Below are 20244 nucleotides of genomic sequence, written 5' to 3'. Positions count from 1 at the left end.
GGCTGAAGGGGAAGCTGCCATGAGCGCCGAGGACCTCGAGAAGTACGAGACCGAGATGGAGCTGAAGCTCTACCGGGAGTACCGCGATGTCGTCGGTCTGTTCAAATATGTGATCGAGACCGAGCGGCGCTTCTACCTGACCAACGACTACGAGATGCAGGTGCACTCGGTTCAGGGTGAGGTGTTCTTCGAAGTTTCGATGGCGGACGCCTGGGTCTGGGACATGTACCGGCCGGCTCGGTTCGTGAAGCAGGTGCGGGTACTCACGTTCAAGGACGTGAACATCGAGGAGCTGAACAAGAGCGATCTCGAGCTGCCGGGTGGCTGACGGCCACGGTAGGTCGCTCGTGCGGGTGACGGGTTTGTCCACAACTGCCGAGTAGTCCACCAAGATCCACTTGGTCGGAGCGGATGCGTGACGGTTGGCGCCGGAGGTGGTGCCGACATGAGTACACGCAACGCACAACGCAGTGGCATGGGCAGGTACGGCGAGGATCTGGCCGCGCGGCGGCTGGCGGACGCCGGTATGACCGTCCTGGAGCGCAACTGGCGCTCCGGCAGGACGGGGGAGATCGACATCGTGGCCCGGGACGGGGACGTCCTGGTGGTCTGCGAGGTGAAGACCCGCAGGGCGGGCACCTTCCAGCACCCGATGGCCGCGGTCACGCCGACGAAGGCGCAGCGCCTGCGCGGTCTGGCGGAGCGCTGGGCGCAGGCACATGGAGGGGCTCCGCCGGGCGGTGTCCGTATCGACCTGGTGGGTGTCCTGCTCCCCGACCGCGGCGCACCCGTGGTGGAGCACGCGCGGGGGGTGGCCTGATGGGGTTCGCGCGTACGTGCTCGGTGGCGCTCGTCGGCGTCGAGGGTGTGGTGGTCGAGGTCCAGGCGGATCTGGAGCCGGGGGTGGCGGCGTTCACCCTGGTGGGGCTGCCGGACAAGAGCCTGAGCGAGAGCCGGGACCGGGTGCGGGCGGCGGTCGTCAACTCGGGCGGCGAGTGGCCGCAGAAGAAGCTGACGGTGGGGCTGAGCCCGGCCTCGGTGCCGAAGGCCGGCAGCGGCTTCGACCTGGCCGTCGCCTGCGCCGTGCTCGGCGCCTGCGAGCGGATCGACCCACGGGTGCTCGCCGACATCGTGATGATCGGGGAGCTGGGCCTGGACGGCCGGGTCCGGCCGGTGCGGGGCATCCTGCCGGCGGTGCTGGCCGCGGCGGACGCCGGCTATGAGCAGGTGGTCGTGCCCGAGTGCGCGGCCGCCGAGGCCTCCCTGGTGCCCGGTGTCTCCGTCCTGGGTGTGCGCAGCCTGCGCCAGCTGATCGCCGTCCTGGCCGACGAGCCCGTACCCGACGAGGAACCGGACGAGCAGGGCCGTCCGGATCCGCTGCTCGCCGGTCTGCGGGTGCCCGGCACCGGCGCGGCCACCGGGATGCGCAGCCTGGGCGCCGCACAGCACGACCAGGGTCATGACCTCGCCGACGTGGTGGGCCAGATCTCGGCGCGGACGGCGGTGGAGGTCGCCGCGGCGGGTGGCCACCACCTGTTCCTGGAGGGCCCGCCCGGCGCCGGGAAGACCATGCTCGCGGAGCGGCTCCCCGCGATCCTCCCGCTGCTCAGCAGGCAGGAGTCGCTGGAGGTCACGGCGGTGCACTCGGTGGCAGGCCTGCTGCCCCCGGGCAAACCCCTGATCGACGTCGCTCCGTACTGCGCCCCGCACCATTCGGCCACCATGCAGGCGCTGGTGGGCGGCGGCCCGGGCGTAGCGCGGCCCGGCGCCGTCTCGCTCTCCCATCGGGGTGTCCTCTTCCTGGACGAGACGCCCGAGTTCAGCAGTCACGCCCTCGACGCGCTGCGGCAGCCGTTGGAGTCCGGGCACGTGGTGATCGCGCGCAGTGCCGGTGTCGTGCGGTTCCCGGCGCGATTCCTGATGGTGCTCGCGGCGAACCCCTGTCCCTGCGGCCGTTTCTCGCAGGCGGACGACTTCTGCGAGTGCCCGCCCTCGGCGATCCGCCGCTACCAGGCGAGGCTCTCCGGCCCGCTGCTCGATCGGGTCGACCTGCGCGTGGAGGTCGAGCGGGTGACCCGCGCCCAGCTGGCCCAGCGAGGTGCCGGCGGCGAGTCCACCACGACCGTCGCCGACCGGGTACGGGCGGCCAGGGAGCGCGCGGCGGCACGGCTCGTGGGCACGCCGTGGCGGACCAACAGCGAAGTCCCCGGGCGGGAGCTGCGCAGCCGCTGGCATGCCGCGAGCGGTGCGATGGACGAGGCGGAACGGAACCTGGAGCGGGGCGTGCTGACCGCCCGCGGGCTCGACCGCGTGCTGCGCGTCGCCTGGACCGTCGCGGACCTCGTGGGACACGACCGGCCCGACGCGACGGACGTCGCCCTGGCGCTGCAGCTGCGTACCGGCGTGCCGCGCGGTGTGCCCATGGCGATCGGGGCACTGACATGAGCCCCGGCGACGAACCGGCCGGCGAGCTGCTCGCCCGAGTCCTTCTCAGCCGTGTCCTCGAACCCGGGGACGAGGTCGGCGGGCGGTGGCTGCGGGAGCTCGGCGCGGTGGAAGTGGCGCGACGCCTGCGCGAGGGCGGGCCGCAGCTCGCCGGGATCACCGACAAGCGGTGGGCCGGGCTGCTGGACCGGGCCGAGCAGGCCGAGCCCGAGCGGGATCTCGCCGTCGCCCAGGAGGCCGATATGCGGTTCGTCGCACCCGGGGACGGCGAGTGGCCGGGTCAGCTCGACGACCTCGGGGACGCACGGCCGGTGGGGCTGTGGGTGCGGGGGCGCCCCAGTCTGCGGATGTGGGCGCTCAGATCCGTCGCCCTCGTCGGGGCACGGGCCTGCACCGAGTACGGGGCGCACATGGCGGCCACGCTCGGCGCCGGGCTCGCCGAGCACGGGTGGGTGGTCGTGTCCGGTGGCGCCTACGGGGTCGACGGGGCCGCCCACAGGGGCGCACTCGGCGCCGGCGGAGCCACCGTCGCGGTGCTGGCCTGCGGGGCCGACCGGGCCTACCCGCGCGGGCACACCGAGTTGCTCAGCAGGATCGCGGAACAGGGACTGGTGATCGGGGAGTTGCCGCCCGGCGAGCATCCGACGCCGAGCAGGTTCATCGTCCGCAACCGGGTGATCGCCGCCCTGACCAGGGGCACCGTGGTCGTGGAGGCCGCGCACCGCAGCGGCTCGCTGGTCACTGCACGGGCGGCGCAGCGGCTGGGGCGCCACACGATGGGTGTGCCCGGGCCGGCCACCAGCGGCCTGTCCGCGGGAGTGCACGAGCTCCTGCGGGGCGACGCCGTGCTGGTCACCGACGCGGCGGAAGTCGTCGAGCTGGTCGGCGACATGGGCGAACTGGCCCCGGACCGGCGCGGACCCGTGCTGCCCCGCGATCTGCTGGAGCCCGCCGCCCGGCGTGTCCTGGCCGCGCTGCCCGGCCGCGGGGCGGCGCCGCCCGGTGTCATCGCGAGGGGCGCGCAGACCACGCAGGACGACGCGATCGCGAGACTGTACGAACTCCGATCACTCGGTTACGTCGAACGACACGGCGACGGCTGGAAGTTGACACGCCAGGCGATGATCTCCGTCCGCGGGGGTCGCAGTCCATGCTGACCGAGCGTGTTCGGCCGTCCGGGGGAAGCCTGACACCTGTGGAAATACCCGCAGTTGGCGTCCCTCGGCGGTGACGCACAGCAATCGCCGTGACTCCGTGGGGCGTCCTGCGGAACGTATCTGCGCACCCGATCCGCGCCCACCTTCGCGCACCGCGACACTTCAGTCACGCTACGCTCACGAGGATTCCGGCGCAGACCGGCATCTCGACATCAGACCGACAGCTCACCCAGGCACCCCCACTTCACGGCAGAACGGCACAAGGCAACGAATGCCCCAGCACACCTCCGGGTCCGACCGGGCGGCGATCCCCCCAGCCGCCCGTGACGGTGGCAGCGTGCGGCCGCCCGCTCCCTCGACGCTCGACGAGCTGTGGCGGTCGTACAAGGACACGGGCGACGAGCGGCTGCGGGAGCAGCTGATCCTGCACTACTCGCCGCTGGTGAAGTACGTGGCGGGCCGGGTGAGCGTCGGTCTGCCGCCGAACGTGGAACAGGCCGACTTCGTCTCCTCCGGGGTCTTCGGGCTCATCGACGCGATCGAGAAGTTCGACATCGACCGGGAGATCAAGTTCGAGACGTACGCGATCACCCGGATCCGGGGCGCGATGATCGACGAGCTCAGGGCGCTGGACTGGATCCCGCGATCGGTGCGGCAGAAGGCGCGGAACGTCGAGCGGGCGTACGCGACCCTGGAGGCGCGCCTGAGGCGGACACCGTCGGAGAGCGAGGTGGCCGTCGAGATGGGCATCCCCGTCGATGAACTCCATGCGGTGTTCAGCCAGTTGTCGCTGGCCAACGTGGTGGCCCTGGAAGAGCTGCTGCATGTGGGGGGCGAGGGCGGCGACCGGCTCAGTCTGATGGACACGCTGGAGGACACCGCCGCCGACAACCCGGTGGAGGTGGCCGAGGACCGGGAGCTCAGACGGTTCCTGGCCCGGGCGATCAACACCCTGCCGGAGCGGGAGAAGACCGTCGTCACGCTCTACTACTACGAGGGGCTCACGCTCGCCGAGATCGGCAACGTGCTCGGAGTCACCGAGAGCCGGGTCAGCCAGATCCACACCAAGTCGGTGCTGCAGTTGCGCGCGAAGCTGGCGAGCTTCGGACGCTGAGCGGCCCGACTCACTCCCCTCGGGGGTGGTCCGTCCGTAAAGTGGTTGACGTGCCAAGGATTCGAGCGGCCTCCGTGGCCGAACACCGGTCGATGCAGCGAGCCGCCCTGCTGGACGCGGCTCGGTCTCTGCTGTCCGAGGGTGGGACGGAGGCGCTGACGTTCCCGGCCCTGGCCGAGCGGACGGGGCTTGCCCGGTCGTCCGTGTACGAGTACTTCCGGTCCCGGGCGGCTGTCGTCGAGGAACTGTGCGCGGTCGACTTCCCCGTGTGGGCCGCGGAGGTCTCGGCGGCGATGGAGCGGGCGGGGTCGGCCGAGGGCAAGGTCGAGGCGTATGTGCGGCAGCAGTTGGTGCTGGTGGGGGACCGGCGGCACCGGGCCGTCGTGGCGATCTCCGCGAGTGAGCTGGATGCGGGGGCTCGGGAGAAGATCCGGGCCGCGCACGGGGGGCTGGTCGCGATGATCGTCGAGGCGCTCGGGGAGATGGGGCATTCGTCGCCTCGGTTGGCCGCGATGTTGGTGCAGGGGGTTGTGGACGCGGCTGTGCGGCGGATCGAGCTGGGGGCGGCGGAGGAGCCTTCGGCGATCACTGAGGCTGCGGTGGCCATGGCGTTGCGGGGGGTTCGCGGCTGACGGTGGTGGGGGTTGCCCTCGGGTGAGTGTCGCCGGCCCGCGCGTGCGGGGTGCCGCTTTTCTTTGGGTCGGGAGCCGCCCCTGGCGGCACGACTGCCCGCAGGCTGCGCCGACGGTGCGACTGCCCGTAAGGTGCGGCGGCTACGAGGGCAGCGGTACCCCGAGTACCGGAAGCAGTCTCGATGGGCCCCGGTGCAGCAGCCATGGGGGGAGCAAAGACAGCGGGTCCAGGTAGGTGTCGTCTCTCAGCAAACCCCAGTGCACGCATGTGACCGCGCAGTGCCCCGCCCTCGGCTCCACCGTCCCCACCGCCTCGCCCGCCGTCACCTCGTCCCCCTTCTGCACCGACGCCTTCACCGGTTCGTATGTCGTTCGCAGGTTCGTGTCCGTCAGCTGTACGGAGACCACGCCGCGGCCCGCCACGCGGCCCGCGAAGGACACGCGGCCGGCCGCCACCGCTCTCACCGGTGTGCCGGCCGGGGCGGCCAGGTCCACGCCCCGGTGGCCGCGGCCGTAGACCGTCGCCGGGGGTTCCCAGCCCCGTAGGACGGTGGGGTGGGTGCCCACCGGCCAGGCGCGGCCGACTGCGGGGACCGGTGGGCCCGGTGCCCGTGGTGGCGGGTCGTCCGCCCATGCCCAGGGGGACAGGACGGTCAATGCCAGTCCCAGCAGTGCCACCCACGTCATCTGCACGTATCGCCTCGCTCGCATGCGAGAACCCTCCCGCGCCGCCCTCGATCACGGCCGGGGTCTGTGGACTACTCCCGGGTTGTGGACAGCGGCGTCACCCGGTGCCTCGCGGGTCCCGTACACTTCTTCTGGCGATCCGGGTCACCGGGTCGACTTCGCACGCCCCGACATCCGGTGATCAAAAGCCGGTGTCAGCGCCCCTCGGTCCTTTGCGGCACGGCGCATGTGGGCGTCAGGCGCGAGTGCCCACCGGCATCCGCGGTACAACCGAGAAACTCAAGGAGAACGGCCATGGCCGTCGTCACGATGCGGGAGCTGCTGGAGAGCGGCGTCCACTTCGGTCACCAGACCCGTCGCTGGAACCCGAAGATGAAGCGCTTCATCTTCACCGAGCGCAACGGCATCTACATCATCGACCTGCTCCAGTCGCTGTCGTACATCGACCGCGCCTACGAGTTCGTCAAGGAGACCGTCGCCCACGGCGGCACGGTCATGTTCGTCGGTACGAAGAAGCAGGCGCAGGAGGCCATCGCCGAGCAGGCCACCCGCGTCGGCATGCCCTACGTCAACCAGCGCTGGCTGGGCGGCATGCTCACCAACTTCTCCACCGTCTACAAGCGTCTGCAGCGCCTCAAGGAGCTCGAGCAGATCGACTTCGAGGACGTCGCCGCTTCGGGTCTGACCAAGAAGGAGCTTCTCGTGCTCTCGCGCGAGAAGGCCAAGCTGGAGAAGACCCTCGGTGGTATCCGCGAGATGCAGAAGGTGCCCAGCGCCGTCTGGATCGTGGACACCAAGAAGGAGCACATCGCGGTCGGTGAGGCCCGGAAGCTCAACATCCCGGTCGTCGCGATCCTCGACACCAACTGCGACCCGGACGAGGTCGACTACAAGATCCCGGGCAACGACGACGCGATCCGCTCCGTCACCCTGCTCACCCGCGTGATCGCCGACGCCGTCGCCGAGGGCCTCATCAGCCGCTCGCGCGTCGCCACCGGTGACAAGGGCGAGAAGGCCGCGGGCGAGCCGCTCGCCGAGTGGGAGCGCGACCTGCTCGAGGGTGAGAAGAAGGCCGACGAGGCTCCGGCCGCCGAGGCCGAGAAGCCGGCCGAGGCCGCTGCTGAGGCCCCGGCTGCCGAGGCCCCCGCCGCCGAGGCCCCCGAGGCTGAGGCTCCGGCCGCCGAGGCTCCGGCCGCGGACGCCGAGCAGGCCTGACCCGTCAGCGTCAGAGTTGACGGCGGGAGCGGTACTGCGTCTCACAGCGCCTCCGGCGCGGTGAGAACCGCTCCCGCCGTTCACCCGTAGGTCGGCGGAGAGTCAGCGGCCCCCGACCACATGGGGGCCGTGGACCCCGTAGATCTTCGATCTTCCAGACTTCGAGAAAGATTCACAGACTCATGGCGAACTACACCGCCGCCGACGTCAAGAAGCTTCGTGAGCTCACCGGCGCCGGCATGATGGACTGCAAGAAGGCGCTGGACGAGGCCGAGGGCAACGTCGACAAGGCCGTCGAGGCCCTGCGCATCAAGGGCCAGAAGGGCGTCGCCAAGCGCGAGGGCCGCTCCGCCGAGAACGGCGCCGTGGTCTCCCTCATCGCCGACGACAACACCTCCGGCGTCCTCGTCGAGCTGAAGTGCGAGACGGACTTCGTCGCCAAGGGCGAGAAGTTCCAGGCCGTGGCCAACCAGATCGCGCAGCACGTCGCCGCGACCTCCCCGGCCGACCTGGAGGCCCTGCTCGCCTCCGAGATCGAGGCCGGCAAGACCGTCCAGGCGTTCGTGGACGAGGCCAACGCCAACCTCGGCGAGAAGATCGTCCTGGACCGCTTCGCGCAGTTCGCCGACGGTTTCGTCTTCGCGTACATGCACCGCACCATGCCCGACCTGCCCCCGCAGATCGGTGTCCTGGTCGAGCTGGACAAGGCCGACGCCGAGCTGGCCAAGGGTGTCGCCCAGCACATCGCCGCCTTCGCGCCGAAGTACCTCTCCAAGGAGGACGTGCCGGCCGAGGTCGTCGAGTCCGAGCGCCGCGTCGCCGAGGAGACCACCCGCGCCGAGGGCAAGCCCGAGGCCGCCCTGCCGAAGATCGTCGAGGGTCGCCTCAACGGCTTCTTCAAGGACGCCACGCTGCTCGGCCAGCCGTACGCGCTCGACAACAAGAAGTCCGTCCAGAAGGTCCTGGACGAGGCCGGTGTCACCCTGAAGCGCTTCACGCGTATCAAGGTCGGCATCTGAGTCCGTGCCGCGATCGGCGTCTCGGCCCGATAGGGTCGAGAGCAGCCGTCCGGCCGTCCGTCACGCACGCGCGTGACGGACGACAGCAGATCTGACGAGGAGGCCATTGCCGAGCATGGGATGCCAACACCCCAGCGGCAATGGCCTTCTTCGTATGTGCAACACGTGAAAGAGGCGGGATCTCCATGACCACCACCAAGCCCCAGAAGAGCGACGACGGCAAAGTACGCGGCCGGTTTCTGCTGAAGCTGTCCGGTGAGGCCTTCTCCGGTGGCGGGGGCCTGGGTGTGGACCCCGATGTGGTGCACAAGATCGCCCGTGAGATCGCGGCCGTCGTGCGTGACGGCGCACAGGTCGCGGTCGTCATCGGCGGCGGCAACTTCTTCCGCGGCGCCGAGCTCCAGCAGCGCGGCATGGACCGGGCCCGCTCGGACTACATGGGCATGCTCGGCACCGTGATGAACTGCCTCGCCCTCCAGGACTTCCTGGAGAAGGAGGGCATCGACAGCCGGGTGCAGACCGCCATCACCATGGGCCAGGTCGCCGAGCCGTACATCCCGCTGCGCGCGGTGCGCCACCTGGAGAAGGGCCGGGTCGTCATCTTCGGCGCCGGTATGGGCATGCCCTACTTCTCCACCGACACCACCGCCGCCCAGCGCGCCCTGGAGATCGACGCCGAGGCGCTGCTGATGGGCAAGAACGGCGTGGACGGGGTCTACGACTCCGACCCCAAGCGCAACCCGGACGCCGTCAAGTTCGACTCCCTCGGCTACGGCGAGGTCATCACCCGCGACCTCAAGGTCGCCGACGCCACCGCGATCACGCTGTGCCGCGACAACAAGCTCCCGATCCTCGTCTTCGAGCTCCTGGCCGAGGGCAATATCGCCCGCGCCGTCAAGGGTGAGAAGATCGGCACGCTTGTGGGTGACCAGGACAGCCGGGACTGACCAGCAACACTCATGGACCCTGACCGGGGGATGGACAATGTCCTGCCGGTCGGGAACCGTGCAGGAAGAAGACGCGACGCAGCCGGCCGCCGCCCCACGCATACGGAACAGCAGCCGGGCCTACTCAAGACACGCAGGAGCAAGTGGTGATCGAAGAGACCCTCCTCGAGGCCGAGGAGAAGATGGAGAAGGCCGTCGTGGTCGCCAAGGAGGACTTCGCCGCGATCCGCACCGGTCGTGCGCACCCGGCGATGTTCAACAAGATCGTGGCCGACTACTACGGCGCGCCGACGCCGATCAACCAGCTGGCTTCGTTCTCCGTGCCGGAGCCGCGCATGGCGGTCGTGACCCCGTTCGACAAGACGGCGCTGCGCAACATCGAGCAGGCGATCCGCGACTCCGACCTGGGCGTCAACCCGAGCAACGACGGCAACATCATCCGGGTGGTGTTCCCCGAGCTCACCGAGGAGCGCCGTCGCGACTACATCAAGGTCGCCAAGGGCAAGGCCGAGGACGCGCGCGTGTCCATCCGCTCCGTGCGCCGCAAGGCCAAGGACGCCATCGACAAGCTGATCAAGGACGGCGAGGTCGGCGAGGACGAGGGCCGCCGCGCCGAGAAGGAGCTCGACGACTCCACCCACAAGTACGTGGCCCAGGTGGACGAGCTCCTGAAGCACAAGGAAGCGGAGCTGCTCGAGGTCTGATGAACGACTCTTCCTGGGGAACGCCGCCCCACACCGGGTCGCAGGCGGGGTACTGGGGGCCGTCCGACCACGGACCTGTCCAGGGGGCTGCCCCGGCGGGTCCCGCGTACGATGCGCCCAAGGCGCAGCAGACTCGCCCCATGCCCATCGTGCCCGAGGTACCCGCGTACGGCGGTGACCAGGATGACGACCGGGGGGCCGCTCGGCTGAGCGGCCCCTTGTTCCGCGACGAACCCCCTCAGTCGCCGCCCTACCCGGCGGCGCGGCAGAATCCGGAGCCCATGCCCGACGCCCCTCAGCCGGCGCCCCGCCCGCAGAAGAAGAGCGCGGGCCGCGACCTGGGCGCGGCCATAGGGGTCGGTGTCGCGCTCGGTGTGGTGATCATCGCGTCGTTGTTCATCGTCAAGGCTGTCTTCGTCGGCGTCGTCGCGGTCGCCGTCGTGGTCGGCCTGTGGGAGCTGACCAGCCGCCTCCAGGAGCGCAAGGGCATCAAGGCGCCCCTGGTCCCGCTGGCACTCGGCGGCGGAGCGATGGTCGTCGCCGGTTATGTGCGGGGCGCCGAGGGCGCGTGGGTCGCCATGGCACTCACGGCACTCGCCGTCCTCGTATGGCGTATGACGGAGCCACCCGAGGGCTACCTCAAGGACGTCACGGCGGGTGTCTTCGCGGCCTTCTACGTGCCCTTCCTGGCTACGTTCGTGGCGCTGATGCTGACGGCCGAGGACGGCCCGTGGCGCGTACTGACGTTCCTGCTGCTGACGGTGGTCAGCGACACGGGCGCGTACGCCGTCGGCTGGCGCTTCGGCAGCCACAAGCTGGCGCCGCGCATCAGCCCCGGCAAGACCCGCGAGGGCCTGCTGGGCGCGGTCACCTTCGCGATGGTGGCGGGTGCGCTGTGCATGCAGTTCCTGATCGACGACGGCTCCTGGTGGCAGGGCCTGCTCCTGGGCCTCGCGGTCGCGGCCAGCGCCACGCTGGGCGACCTCGGGGAGTCGATGATCAAGCGGGACCTGGGCATCAAGGACATGGGCACGCTGCTACCGGGCCACGGCGGCATCATGGACCGGCTGGACTCGCTGCTGCCGACGGCGCCCGTGGTGTGGCTGCTGATGGTGCTGTTCGTGGGGTCCGGCTGACCGGCCGTGACGCGTGGAGCCTCCGTCCTTACGAGGGCGGGGGCTCCACGCTTTTCGGACGATGGCGCACCGGTCGGCCGAGTGGGACGATTCCGGTGTAAGCCCTCAAAGGGGATCTCCCGAAGAGGAGGCGCCATGTCCGCCATCCATGAAGAGTTCGACGTGGACCGCCGTCCCGAGGATGTCTGGGCGTACATGATCGATCCCTCGCACCTGCCGGAGTGGCAGCTGAGCGCGGTCGCCACCGAACAGCTCGACGACCGTCCCTTCGGACTCGGATCCCGGGTCCGCGTCACGCGTCACGTGGGCCGCCGCGACATCCCGATGACCATGGAGTGCACCCAGTACGAGCCGCAGCGCTCCTGGACCGTGCGCGGGATCGACGGCCCCATCAGGGGCAACTTCCACGGCGAGATCGCGCCCCTGGACGACGGCCGCCGTACCCACGTCACCATGGACCTGGACTTCGAGGGACACGGCATCGGCAAGGTCCTGCTTCCGCTGGTGGTCCGCCCGCAGGTCCGCAAGGAGATGCCGCGCAACGAACAACTGCTCAAGGACAAGCTGGAGCACACCACCGCCTAGCTCTTTCAAGAGCGGGTGAGAACTGGCAGTGATCGGGCATCAAGAAGGCCCTCGACCTGCGCTTTCGGCGCAGATCGAGGGCCTGTTCTGGGTTACTGGGCCGTCTCTGGGCCGTCTGGCCCGGAAGGCGGCGGCAGGAACACCCGGTCAACGGCGTCGCGCGTGCGCTCCTGACTCGATGGATGCAGCGAGGCACACACGCGCCTGATCGGTCGGCACAACCGGCTTCGGTTGACTCGGTCATTGCTGAGAACAATGAAGGAATGTGTTTGCACCCTCAAGTTCTCCTCAGAACTTCGATCTTGTTATTGTCGCGGACGTGTCCCGCCCGTATGGTCCAAGTGCTCGATCGCCACGGGAGCGGTCCACCAGCAAAGGTGTCACATGGGCATCAGCTCACGGCGCGCTGTGACCGGCGCTGCCCCTTTCAAGCCGCGGGCCTGGTTCGCTGGATCCGCTATGGCAGTGGCGGCATTGCTGCTGACCTCGTGTACGTCCGGTAGCAGTGAAGGTGAGGCCGCCAACAAGACGTCGTCACCGCCCACGGTGAGCGCGTCTCAGGCTGCGGCCAAGCAGGAGAAGAAGCTCACCGACCAGGCCCAGGCGGCCCTTGCCGGCTTTCACACCGGGACGATGGTTGAGGCCGGCGCGGAGCGCGTGACCGACGGCATCCACACAGTGCCCACCCTGAAACAGGGCAAGTCATACAAGCTGAACCTGGTGTGCTTCGGCAGCGGCAACGCGCACTTGACGTTTACGCCGACCAACACCGGGTCAAAGGCCGAGGTGCCGTGTGATCAGTCAGTGGTGGAGCAACGGATCACCGCACACAAGCTGCCGGTACACATCGATGTCGATGGTGCCAAAGGATCGACAGGCGTGATCGCGTGGCAGATCGACACCCTCTGATCGAAGCATCCAGTGTGTACAGCAGTGACGTACAGCAACCGCAGCAGCCACAAGTGGAGAACCGGGGCCCGCAGGGGTGAGTTCCACCGGACTGTGCCCAAGGTAGGGAATCCGCACGCCAGACCTGCGTCGTTCAGGCAGAGCCCGCTACCGCCGCGAGCGCATCCGTGCCCGCGCTGCCGCACCGCGATGATCAATGCCGGGTTCGACCTTGCCATCCCGCGCCGTGGAGACAAGGGAGCTTGGGAAGCACTTGCGGCCACCATCGCGACCGCAGCCGACCAACGCCACCTGCCGGCGAAGGTCTGATCGGCCGGGTAGGCCTCAGCGATTGCAGCTTGACGCAAGTCCTGCACGGGGCGCCGTTCTCGGCTCATGGACGGCGCCCCTCCGGTCCGGCTTGACCCGATCATTGAGACTCCGTTGAGCGCGCGGTAGCGTGCCGCACCGCACCACTTGACCTGGGGGTATTACGTGGCCAGTTACGAAGAGCACGAGCAGGCTGCCATCGAACTCTTGGCGCCGCTAAGGGGTGCCATGGGAGGAAGGGTTCAGCCGGACTACCGCTTGCAGATGGCTCAAGTGGAGGCGCTCCTGGCGCTCGCCGCAGCCATAGCCGGGCGCCACCAGGAGGGCGGAGCGCCGGGGCAGCCGCCGATCGGCCCTGCCGGCTTCTGACGCATGGTCCAGGTGGAAAGGTGAGCCCTGCTGCGTAGGGGACCAGCCCTGACGGAGAGCCGATGCGACAGCGGCGGCGACGTCACTGGGCAGAACCGCGATACTCGGCGCACCGAACCAGTTGCCGGCATGAGGCTGATTCGTGGTGACGACCAGGGTGGTACCAGGGGTGTCCGCGTGCTGCACCGCGTACGTACACGGTCGATCACAGAGAGCCTGGTCGTATGTGGGGCGGCGACGCAGGCGCCAGCGGTAAGTCGTGCCGTCGACGACGATGCGTCGCGAACCCTTGCGGCCGATCGCCATGGCGCACCCCCGTCCCCTGGACTGGCAGCGATGCTAGCTGGTCAGACCCTGGGGGATCCGAGAATTTCGGGCCGTCTGCGGGCCGTCCGAGGGCGCTCAGCGGCGACGGATGACGACCACCAGTGACAGGCGTCCCAACTCGCAGCCCCAGGTCACCCGATTCGATCTGCGACACTGGTACAGCCATGCCTAAGCCCGGAGAACTGATGTGCTCCGGCCACGAAGAAGCCCCCTACCAGCGAGGTTGTCGCCAGTAGGGGGCTGTCCTGTAACCGCTGGGCCGTCCCCGGGCCGTCAGGACTCCTGGGCCGTGCCGAACACACCGTCCAAGGCCCGGCGAGCACGCTCGCTGCTGCTCGGCATCAGGTGCGCGTACACGCGCAGCGTCATCGCCGGATCGGAGTGCCCGAGGTATTCGCTCACGGCCTTGATGCTCTCGCCCGCGTCCAGGAGGACCGAGGCGTAGAAGTGGCGAAGGGCGTGCATTCCGTGCTGCCGCGCCGAGGCGTGCGGCTGGCCCTGCTCGGGCGTCGGGATGAGACCGGCAGCTGCAAGCGCGGGCTTCCAGTCCTGGATGTTGAAGTTGCTTCGCCAAACGACCCCGTCGGCCCTGTTGGTGAAGATCAGGCGTCGCTCCATGAGCGGACCGTCCGGCCTCATCCACGGCAGCTTGAGGGCCACGGGCGGGTGACTGTCCATGTGCCGGCGCAGGGCGGAGGCCACCGAGGACGGCAGCGGTACGTCCCGCTCCTTGTTGCCCTTGGGCGGTGCGAAGACGGCTGTGCCCCGGATCAGCTTGACCTGAGTGGTGACCCGCAGGGTGTCACTGTCGAGGCGCAAGGTGTCTGCGGCCAGGCCGATGATCTCGCCCTGCCGGAGACCGCAGCCGCTCCCCACGTCGACCATGGCCCGGTAGCGCTCGGGCAGCGCGTCGCGAACCGCGAGCACCTGGGAGGGGAGCCACGGCACGACGCGGGCTGCCGACGCGGCGGGTGGGCGGACAGATGCCGCCGAGCATGGATTCCGGGCGAGATGGCCGTCGTCCACGGCGGCCGACAGCACCGCGCGGACGTTGGCGTAGATGTTGCGGGCGTAGGTGCCGCCTATCGCGGAGTTCTCCAGATCGCGTACGAACTCGCGGATGTGGACCGGACGGAAGGATCCGAGCGGACGCGCCCCGATGCGCGGGAAGGCGTGCAGCCGGAGCCGGGTCTCCACTCCGATGCGCGTGTTCAGGTCGGTGGTCTGTCCGGTGATCCAGCGTTCCGCGTACTGCTGGAAGGTGACCTGGGCGGCCTTGGGGTCGACGTACTGGCCACGCGACATGTCGGCAGCCGTCTCGGCCAGCCACTCTTCCGCTCGGCGCTTCTGGCGGTCGGGAAAGGACCGGCTCTTCTCGGTGCCGTCAGGCCCGACGTACCGGGCCCGGTAGCGGAGGCCGTTGCCGTAGCGGTCGGTCTTCACTCTGATCGGCTTACCGTCCGGGCCCAACTCGGTCTTGTACCAGCGATCCTGCACGTGCCCCGGCATCAGGCAGCCACCTCGGTCAGTCCGTCGACCCACTGGCGGAGCCGGACGGGGTCGTAGCGAAGGTGCCGGCCGACGCGGAATGCCGGAGGACCTGTGCGCTTGCGCCGCCACTGGTACAGCGTTTCGACTGGAACGCCGAGCAGCTCGGCGACGTCGGCCGGGGTCAGGTACCGCTCCGGAAGCGTGCGAACGGTCATGCGGCAGCTCCTTCCAGGGCGAGTTGGTCGCGTAGGGCTTCGCGGGCGGTTTCGCGGTTGAGTTGGAGGTCGCGGGCGATGGTGGCGGCCAGGACGGATTCGCCGGGGGTGTGGCCGTGGCCCGCGTACTGCCAGTCGGCGAGGACCAGGACGGTGTCCGGCTCGGTGTCGTCGAGGCCGAGGGCGGCGTGTTCCTGGGCGGCGCGGTAGTCGGCGCGGGCCTGGCGGAGAGCGCCGAGGGTGGTGGAGTAGCGGCGGGACTTGGAGGAGAAGTGGCCCCGGAAGCCGAGCATGTGCGCCCAGGCCCATAGGCGCCGGTCCGGGTACAGCGGGTCGAGCAGTTTGCAGGCTTCGATCAGGCGGCGGGTGTGGTCGGGCACGTGGTGGCGGTCGAGTTCGGAGAGTTCGCCGATGCGGCGGTCGAGGGTGCCGGTGTTCTCGGCGGCTTTGGTGGCGTACTTGGCGACGTAGGAGGCGACGGCCTGTTCGGTGATGTCGGAGCCGTCGCCGAAGGCCTTGACCGGGCGGACGTCGAGCTGGGTGCCCCAGCGGAAGGTCCGGGCGGGCTGGTTCTCGGCGGCCGGGACGGAGACCGAGGTGTAGGAGTGCGCGGCGGCGGCCCGTATGGCGTCGGTGAGCAGGTCGACCGTGGCCCAGGCCGGGGGTGGGGTGTCGGGTCCGTCCGGGCCGTCGAGGCGGATCACGGCATGGAAGTGCAGGGCCCCGCGCTTTTGGAACTCGGCGACCTTGCCGTAGGAGAGCCGTGCGGCTTCCTTCAACTCCCGCTGGGTGATGCCGGCGCGGGCAGCGACTTCCCGGCGGAGGCGGTTGGTGAAGCGCTGCCAGAGCTGTCCCGCGTGGTTGTTGAACAGCACCGCGCCCGCGTAGTCGTACGTGTCCGGGTCGATGGCCGTGCCGAGGGCGGGATCGTTGGCGGGGTGGTGGGTGCCGCAGCGGCACAGGCCCCGGTCGGGCCGGTTGTGGACGCGGCCGAAGGAGGGGGCGGTGAGGGTGGCGAAGACGCGGGGATGGTCGCGGACGGTGGAGGGGATGTCGCGGCGGTCGTCCCCGGCGAGACCGGCGCGGATGAGGTGGTAGGTGTCGCCCGCGTAGGTCGAGGCGCAGGACGGGCAGCGGGAGGCGCGGCGGTTGCCGCAGGCCAGGCGCAGCCGTCCGCCGGGCTCGTTCTCGGTGGAGTAGTGGTGCAGGGTCTCGCCGGTCGTCTTGTCCTTGGTGAGGGTCCAGCCGGTCAGGTGGATGGGGTCGGAGCAGCCGCCGGTGCGGCGGATCTGCTCGTGCCAGCGGTCGAAGTCATCGGCCGAAGCCACCCTCAGCAGGTCGCCGAGGGTGGCACGGTCGAGCAGCTGCTCATGCACGGGCACCCTCCCGGTGGGCGCGGGTGCGGCTGATGCCGAGGCCGTTGCAGGCCGGGCAGTGCGCGGTGATGGTGCGCAGGTGACCGTTGCGGTCGCGGCCGCCGAGGGTGATGGCGACGGAGGCGAAGCCGTCGCAGGCCGGGCAGATCCTCGGCGGGGGCGAAGTGCGGTGGGCCATGATGGTGGTTCCTTTCGATTGCGGTTGGAAGGAACGGCCCCGGGTGGCGGCGTGCTTGGCGGCTTGTGCGCCACCCGGCGGCCCTTTAGCGGCGTTTGGCGTCGGCGGTGATCAGTGAGCGGATGACCAGGGCGCAGACGGCGACGGATGCGCCGGTGATGGCGACGGCCAGGAGCATCGAGACCAGGACGGCGCCGAGGACCAGGACCACGGCCGTGCCGCCGCCGACGAGGGCGAGCACCGAGCCGGGGGTGAGCTGGACGGTGGGCCGGGTGGAGACCTGGGGGTTCGGGGCGGGCGTCGGGTGGTGCTGGATCACGGTGGTCGGTTCGACGACGGCGGGCGGGGTGGTGAGCCCGGTCGGGGTGGGCATGGTGGGGATCTTCGGGCGGAGCATGGCGGTTGTCCCTTCGCGGTTACTTGGTCAGGGCGGTGTCGATGGCGGGTGCCAGGACGCTGTCGGCGAGGAGGTAGCCGCCCAGGAGGAGGACGGTGACGAGCCACCAGGGCGGGCGGAGGAACTTGACGCCGAGGTAGCCGACGACGGCGAGCGCGAACCAGAGGGGGACCTGCATGACGGGTGTCTCCTAGCGGACGCGGCAGCGGTGGGTGCGGGCGGCGAGCTGGGCTGCGCTCTGGCTGGAGTAGTCGGCGGACCAGCCGCAGCGGTCGGCGGTGCAGACGGCGGCGTGCGCGGTGCGGCCGTGGCGGTCGCGGTGGGTGCCGATCTGCACGGGGCCGATCCGCATCACGGAGTGGAAGTGGTCACGGGCGGGCATGGCGGTTCTCCTTCCGGGTCAGGCGAGTTGGGCGGCGATCGCGTCGGCGAGGTGCGGCGGGACGCCAAGGCGGGCGCGCAGGGTGTCGGTGTCGATCGGGGCGCCGTGGCGGTCGCGGTAGTCGGCGGCGACCTTGCGGGCGTGGTCGACGAGGACGGCGGGAACCGCGGGCGCCGGGTCGGCGGGCGGAAGTGCCGGCGGTTCCTCGACCGGGGCCGCGACAGGCTCCGGGTTCGGCACGGGGGCGGGGGCCGATTCGCGGTCGTCCACGACCTCGGACTCCGGGGCCGGGGCCGGTGCCTGGACATCCGGGGGCCGGTGGTCGTTGGAGTGGGCGAGGAGTGTGCCGCCGAGGAAGGCGAGGGCGGGCCATCCGGCGATGCCGAGGCGGAGCAGGGCGGGCGGCTGGTCCAGGTCGAGGAATCCGGCGGTGGCGATGTTCGCGCCGAGGGAGGCGATCAGGGCGATGAGGAACCAGCACCAGGCCAGCCGGGACGGGCCCTCGGAGCGCAGCCGTCGCCAGGCGGCGACCAGGAGCAGGTCCACCGAGATCGGGTAGGCCCATGCCTTCCAGCCGTCCTGTCCGGCAGCGGCGGCCAGGTCGTGTAGGTGGGCGAAGGACAGGGCTCCGGCGATGACGGCCTGGACCAGGACGGCGTCGATGCGCAGGCCGTGGCGGGCGGCCATCAGGACTCCTCCCCGGTCGGAGGCTGCGGGAGGGAGGCGGCCAGGGAGGGGCTGACGATGTCGACGAAGTCGAGGTCGGCGTCGGTGGTGTCGGCGTAGAGGGCGAGCTGGCCCAGGAGCAGGACGGTGCGGGCGAAGTCCTCGCAGTCGGGGCACATGGCGGGGGTTCTCCCTTCATCAGGCATGGCAGGGGTAGGGACCTGGCGCGAAGGACGGTCGCGCCGACCGGGAGGCGGGGAGGGTCAGGCCGTGACGGGAGCCGTCTTGGACAGGCACACCGGGGCCTCAGTGGTGACATTCAGCTCGGGCCGGAAAGCGGCCAGTTCGGGCAGGGCCGGGGTGCGGTCGGCATGCCGGTTGCAGGTGTTGACGGCCTGGCGCAGGGAGGTGTGCGGGGCGCGGATGCGGTGCCAGCCGCCGGTGGAGTCCCCGGCGATGGCCAGGCCCCGCAGTTCGGCGGGGATCTGGATGGCGGCCAGGACGGCGTCCGGGGAGATGTCGCCGAAGGCCATCTTGGCGGAGGTCTCGTCGTTGACGCGGTGGGCGGTGCGGCCGGTGAGTTGGGCGCGGAGCATGGTGATGCCGTCGCCGAGTTCGGAGCCGAAGCGCTGCCCGCAGATCTCCAGGTAGATGCCGGCCGCGCGGCCGAGCTGGGCGAGGCGGACCAGGGCCCTGATGATGCGGTCCCGGCGCGGATCGTTCTTCTTCGTGCTGAGGGCCAGCTCGGCCACCTCGTCGACCAGCACCACGATCGGGGTCGGCCGCAGGTCGTCGGCCAGGTCCCAGATGTCGGCGGCGATCTCCGCATCCGGCACGTCCGAGGTGACCCGCTGTTCGGCGCGGATGAGCTGGTAGACGCCCTCCATGCGGGTCACGAGTGCGTCGAGGAGGTCGGCGGCGGTGTCGGGGTTGTCGGCCAGCGCGGAGAAGCGTCGGGCCAGCGGGAACAGCTCGACTCCTTGCTTGCAGTCGATGCCGACCAGGGCGACGTCCATCGGGGCGAGCCCGGCGACCAGGTTGCGCTGGTAGACGGACTTGCCTGACTCGGTGGCGCCGAGGGTGAGGGCGTGCGGGACGGCGCGGTAGTTGCGGTAGTGCACGGAGCCGTCCTCGCGCAGGGCGACCGGGACCCGCATGGGGCGGGTGTCGACCTTGGCGGGCATCTGCACGCGCTTGAGGACGTCGTAGCCGGTCATCCGCACTTCCACGACACCGGAGCGCACCTCACGGGAGGTGACCCCGTACATCGAGAAGGAGTGGCGCAGCCGGTCGGAGGCGGCGGCGACGTCGAAGGCGTCCTGTCCGGGGCGCAGGCCCAGCCGCAGAACGAGACCGGTCCTCGTCGGGCGGAAGCGCAGGATGCGCGGCGGACGCGAGGCCGGGACGGGCCGGTTGGTGACCCGGGCCAGGGCCAGGCGCCAGCGCGAGGGCGGGACCGTCAGGCCGCAGGCGTCCATGACGGAGGCGTAGCGGACCAGGACCCGCAGGCTCGCGAGGGTGACGCCGAAGGTCATCCAGTACCAGGCGGGGCGCCGCCACCGCAGGAGACCCGCAGTAGCGACGACCAGCACCAGAGCGACCGTGAAGGTGGTCATGATCAGGCAGCCTTGGCGTTCGAGGTAGCGGCGACCAGGGACGTGACCGCGACGGCGCGGAAGGCGATGCCGTGCCGCTTCTGGCCGTTGAAGTCGTTCTCCCACGGCCGGGCGACCAGGCCCGTGAGCGCGACCGGGGTGCCCATGGCCAGCTCACCGGAGATGCCCGGCTCGGGGACGGTGATGGACAGGATCTCCACCTCGTCGTTGGCCGCGAACATCACGTCCACGGTCATCAGCTTCGCCCCGGTCTCGACGTCCATGGCGATCTCGCCGGTACGGCGGTCCTTCACCTTCGGCTGCGGGGTCTTGGCGACCATCACGGTCGCGGCGGAGGTGTCCACGGGGATCTGACGCATCGTCTTGTC

25 protein-coding genes are annotated in these 20244 nt (G+C 70.2%); 13 read left to right on the top strand and 12 right to left on the bottom strand.

The genetic code is table 11. From position 1 onward, the window contains the following. Window positions 1–19: 19 nt before the first annotated feature. The 6 genes from ACWDAG_RS30175 (at window position 20) to ACWDAG_RS30150 (ending at window position 5348) form a co-directional block, all read left to right on the top strand. Window positions 20–328, top strand: a complete 309-nt coding sequence (locus ACWDAG_RS30175; RefSeq protein WP_003965949.1) for a DUF2469 domain-containing protein — start codon at window positions 20–22, stop codon at window positions 326–328. Between the two features lie 87 nt (window positions 329–415). Beyond that, window positions 416–820, top strand: coding sequence for a YraN family protein (locus ACWDAG_RS30170; protein ID WP_450698706.1), 405 nt, complete (start codon window positions 416–418; stop codon window positions 818–820). Continuing rightward, complete coding sequence (locus tag ACWDAG_RS30165; protein ID WP_450698705.1) at window positions 820–2445, top strand: YifB family Mg chelatase-like AAA ATPase; 1626 nt, start codon at window positions 820–822, stop codon at window positions 2443–2445. Before ACWDAG_RS30170 ends, ACWDAG_RS30165 begins: the two co-directional genes overlap by 1 nt. Next, window positions 2442–3602 (top strand): DNA-processing protein DprA, encoded by a 1161-nt coding sequence (dprA, locus tag ACWDAG_RS30160; RefSeq protein WP_450698704.1) that lies wholly within the window; start codon window positions 2442–2444, stop codon window positions 3600–3602. The genes ACWDAG_RS30165 and dprA overlap by 4 nt, the downstream gene beginning before the upstream one ends. A 271-nt stretch (window positions 3603–3873) precedes the next feature. Continuing rightward, window positions 3874–4716, top strand: a complete 843-nt coding sequence (gene whiG, locus ACWDAG_RS30155; protein WP_450698703.1) for an RNA polymerase sigma factor WhiG — start codon at window positions 3874–3876, stop codon at window positions 4714–4716. Window positions 4717–4790: 74 nt separating this feature from the next. Next, on the top strand, window positions 4791–5348 hold the full coding sequence (locus ACWDAG_RS30150) for a TetR/AcrR family transcriptional regulator (RefSeq protein ID WP_115905632.1): 558 nt from the start codon (window positions 4791–4793) through the stop codon (window positions 5346–5348). A 141-nt stretch (window positions 5349–5489) separates the two neighbouring features. Here ACWDAG_RS30150 and ACWDAG_RS30145 read toward each other — a convergent pair whose 3' ends face one another. Then, window positions 5490–6059 carry a murein hydrolase activator EnvC family protein gene (locus ACWDAG_RS30145; protein ID WP_450698702.1) on the bottom strand — a complete coding sequence of 190 codons (570 nt, stop codon included), beginning with the start codon at window positions 6057–6059 and terminating at the stop codon, window positions 5490–5492. 270 nt (window positions 6060–6329) lie between these two features. On the opposite strand from ACWDAG_RS30145, the gene rpsB reads away from it, so the two are divergent. The 7 genes from rpsB to ACWDAG_RS30110 all read left to right on the top strand — a co-directional run bounded on the left by rpsB (window position 6330) and on the right by ACWDAG_RS30110 (window position 12550). Then, complete coding sequence (rpsB, locus tag ACWDAG_RS30140) at window positions 6330–7250, top strand: 30S ribosomal protein S2 (RefSeq protein ID WP_450698701.1); 921 nt, start codon at window positions 6330–6332, stop codon at window positions 7248–7250. 182 nt (window positions 7251–7432) lie between these two features. After that, window positions 7433–8269 carry a translation elongation factor Ts gene (gene tsf, locus ACWDAG_RS30135; RefSeq protein WP_450698700.1) on the top strand — a complete coding sequence of 279 codons (837 nt, stop codon included), beginning with the start codon at window positions 7433–7435 and terminating at the stop codon, window positions 8267–8269. Window positions 8270–8454: 185 nt separating this feature from the next. Next, window positions 8455–9216, top strand: a complete 762-nt coding sequence (gene pyrH / locus ACWDAG_RS30130) for a UMP kinase (protein ID WP_450698699.1) — start codon at window positions 8455–8457, stop codon at window positions 9214–9216. Window positions 9217–9362: 146 nt separating this feature from the next. Further along, window positions 9363–9920: a ribosome recycling factor gene (gene frr / locus ACWDAG_RS30125; RefSeq protein ID WP_030943211.1), complete on the top strand. Its 558-nt coding sequence runs from the start codon at window positions 9363–9365 to the stop codon at window positions 9918–9920. Beyond that, the gene (locus ACWDAG_RS30120) at window positions 9920–11056 is read left to right on the top strand and encodes a phosphatidate cytidylyltransferase (RefSeq protein WP_450698698.1); all 1137 of its coding nucleotides are present in this window, start codon (window positions 9920–9922) and stop codon (window positions 11054–11056) included. The genes frr and ACWDAG_RS30120 overlap by 1 nt, the downstream gene beginning before the upstream one ends. 135 nt (window positions 11057–11191) lie before the next feature. Then, a complete protein-coding gene (locus ACWDAG_RS30115; protein ID WP_450698697.1) occupies window positions 11192–11641 on the top strand; it encodes an SRPBCC family protein in 450 nt (149 codons plus the stop codon). A gap of 384 nt (window positions 11642–12025) precedes the next feature. Continuing rightward, entirely contained in the window at window positions 12026–12550 is a 525-nt protein-coding gene (locus tag ACWDAG_RS30110; protein WP_450698696.1) for a hypothetical protein, read from the top strand. A 1278-nt stretch (window positions 12551–13828) separates the two neighbouring features. On the opposite strand, the gene ACWDAG_RS30105 is transcribed toward ACWDAG_RS30110, so the two are convergent. The 11 genes from ACWDAG_RS30105 to ACWDAG_RS30055 form a co-directional block, all read right to left on the bottom strand. Continuing rightward, window positions 13829–15064 (bottom strand): tyrosine-type recombinase/integrase, encoded by a 1236-nt coding sequence (locus ACWDAG_RS30105; RefSeq protein WP_450698695.1) that lies wholly within the window; start codon window positions 15062–15064, stop codon window positions 13829–13831. Continuing rightward, window positions 15064–15261, bottom strand: a complete 198-nt coding sequence (locus tag ACWDAG_RS30100) for a helix-turn-helix domain-containing protein (RefSeq protein WP_093474319.1) — start codon at window positions 15259–15261, stop codon at window positions 15064–15066. The genes ACWDAG_RS30105 and ACWDAG_RS30100 overlap by 1 nt, the downstream gene beginning before the upstream one ends. Then, window positions 15258–16637, bottom strand: coding sequence for a replication initiator protein RepSA (gene repSA / locus ACWDAG_RS30095; protein ID WP_450698694.1), 1380 nt, complete (start codon window positions 16635–16637; stop codon window positions 15258–15260). The genes ACWDAG_RS30100 and repSA overlap by 4 nt, the downstream gene beginning before the upstream one ends. After that, window positions 16630–16815: a hypothetical protein gene (locus ACWDAG_RS30090; RefSeq protein ID WP_450698693.1), complete on the bottom strand. Its 186-nt coding sequence runs from the start codon at window positions 16813–16815 to the stop codon at window positions 16630–16632. Before ACWDAG_RS30090 ends, repSA begins: the two co-directional genes overlap by 8 nt. Before the next feature lie 85 nt (window positions 16816–16900). Then, a complete protein-coding gene (locus ACWDAG_RS30085) occupies window positions 16901–17212 on the bottom strand; it encodes a SpdD-like protein (protein WP_450698692.1) in 312 nt (103 codons plus the stop codon). Between the two features lie 19 nt (window positions 17213–17231). Next, window positions 17232–17390 carry a hypothetical protein gene (locus tag ACWDAG_RS30080; protein WP_106971953.1) on the bottom strand — a complete coding sequence of 53 codons (159 nt, stop codon included), beginning with the start codon at window positions 17388–17390 and terminating at the stop codon, window positions 17232–17234. Window positions 17391–17402: 12 nt separating this feature from the next. Further along, the gene (locus ACWDAG_RS30075; RefSeq protein WP_360212052.1) at window positions 17403–17594 is read right to left on the bottom strand and encodes a mobile element transfer protein; all 192 of its coding nucleotides are present in this window, start codon (window positions 17592–17594) and stop codon (window positions 17403–17405) included. Window positions 17595–17612: 18 nt separating this feature from the next. Further along, window positions 17613–18281 carry a DUF2637 domain-containing protein gene (locus ACWDAG_RS30070; RefSeq protein ID WP_450698691.1) on the bottom strand — a complete coding sequence of 223 codons (669 nt, stop codon included), beginning with the start codon at window positions 18279–18281 and terminating at the stop codon, window positions 17613–17615. Continuing rightward, window positions 18281–18439 (bottom strand): hypothetical protein, encoded by a 159-nt coding sequence (locus ACWDAG_RS30065; protein ID WP_450698690.1) that lies wholly within the window; start codon window positions 18437–18439, stop codon window positions 18281–18283. The genes ACWDAG_RS30070 and ACWDAG_RS30065 overlap by 1 nt, the downstream gene beginning before the upstream one ends. Before the next feature lie 84 nt (window positions 18440–18523). Continuing rightward, window positions 18524–19876 (bottom strand): FtsK/SpoIIIE domain-containing protein, encoded by a 1353-nt coding sequence (locus tag ACWDAG_RS30060; RefSeq protein ID WP_450698689.1) that lies wholly within the window; start codon window positions 19874–19876, stop codon window positions 18524–18526. Window positions 19877–19878: 2 nt separating this feature from the next. Continuing rightward, window positions 19879–20235 (bottom strand): SCO3933 family regulatory protein, encoded by a 357-nt coding sequence (locus ACWDAG_RS30055; protein WP_450698688.1) that lies wholly within the window; start codon window positions 20233–20235, stop codon window positions 19879–19881. Window positions 20236–20244: the final 9 nt, after the last annotated feature.

This window comes from Streptomyces sp. NPDC001157 (assembly GCF_053598255.1).
This window is presented reverse-complemented; position numbering and strand designations above follow the sequence as displayed.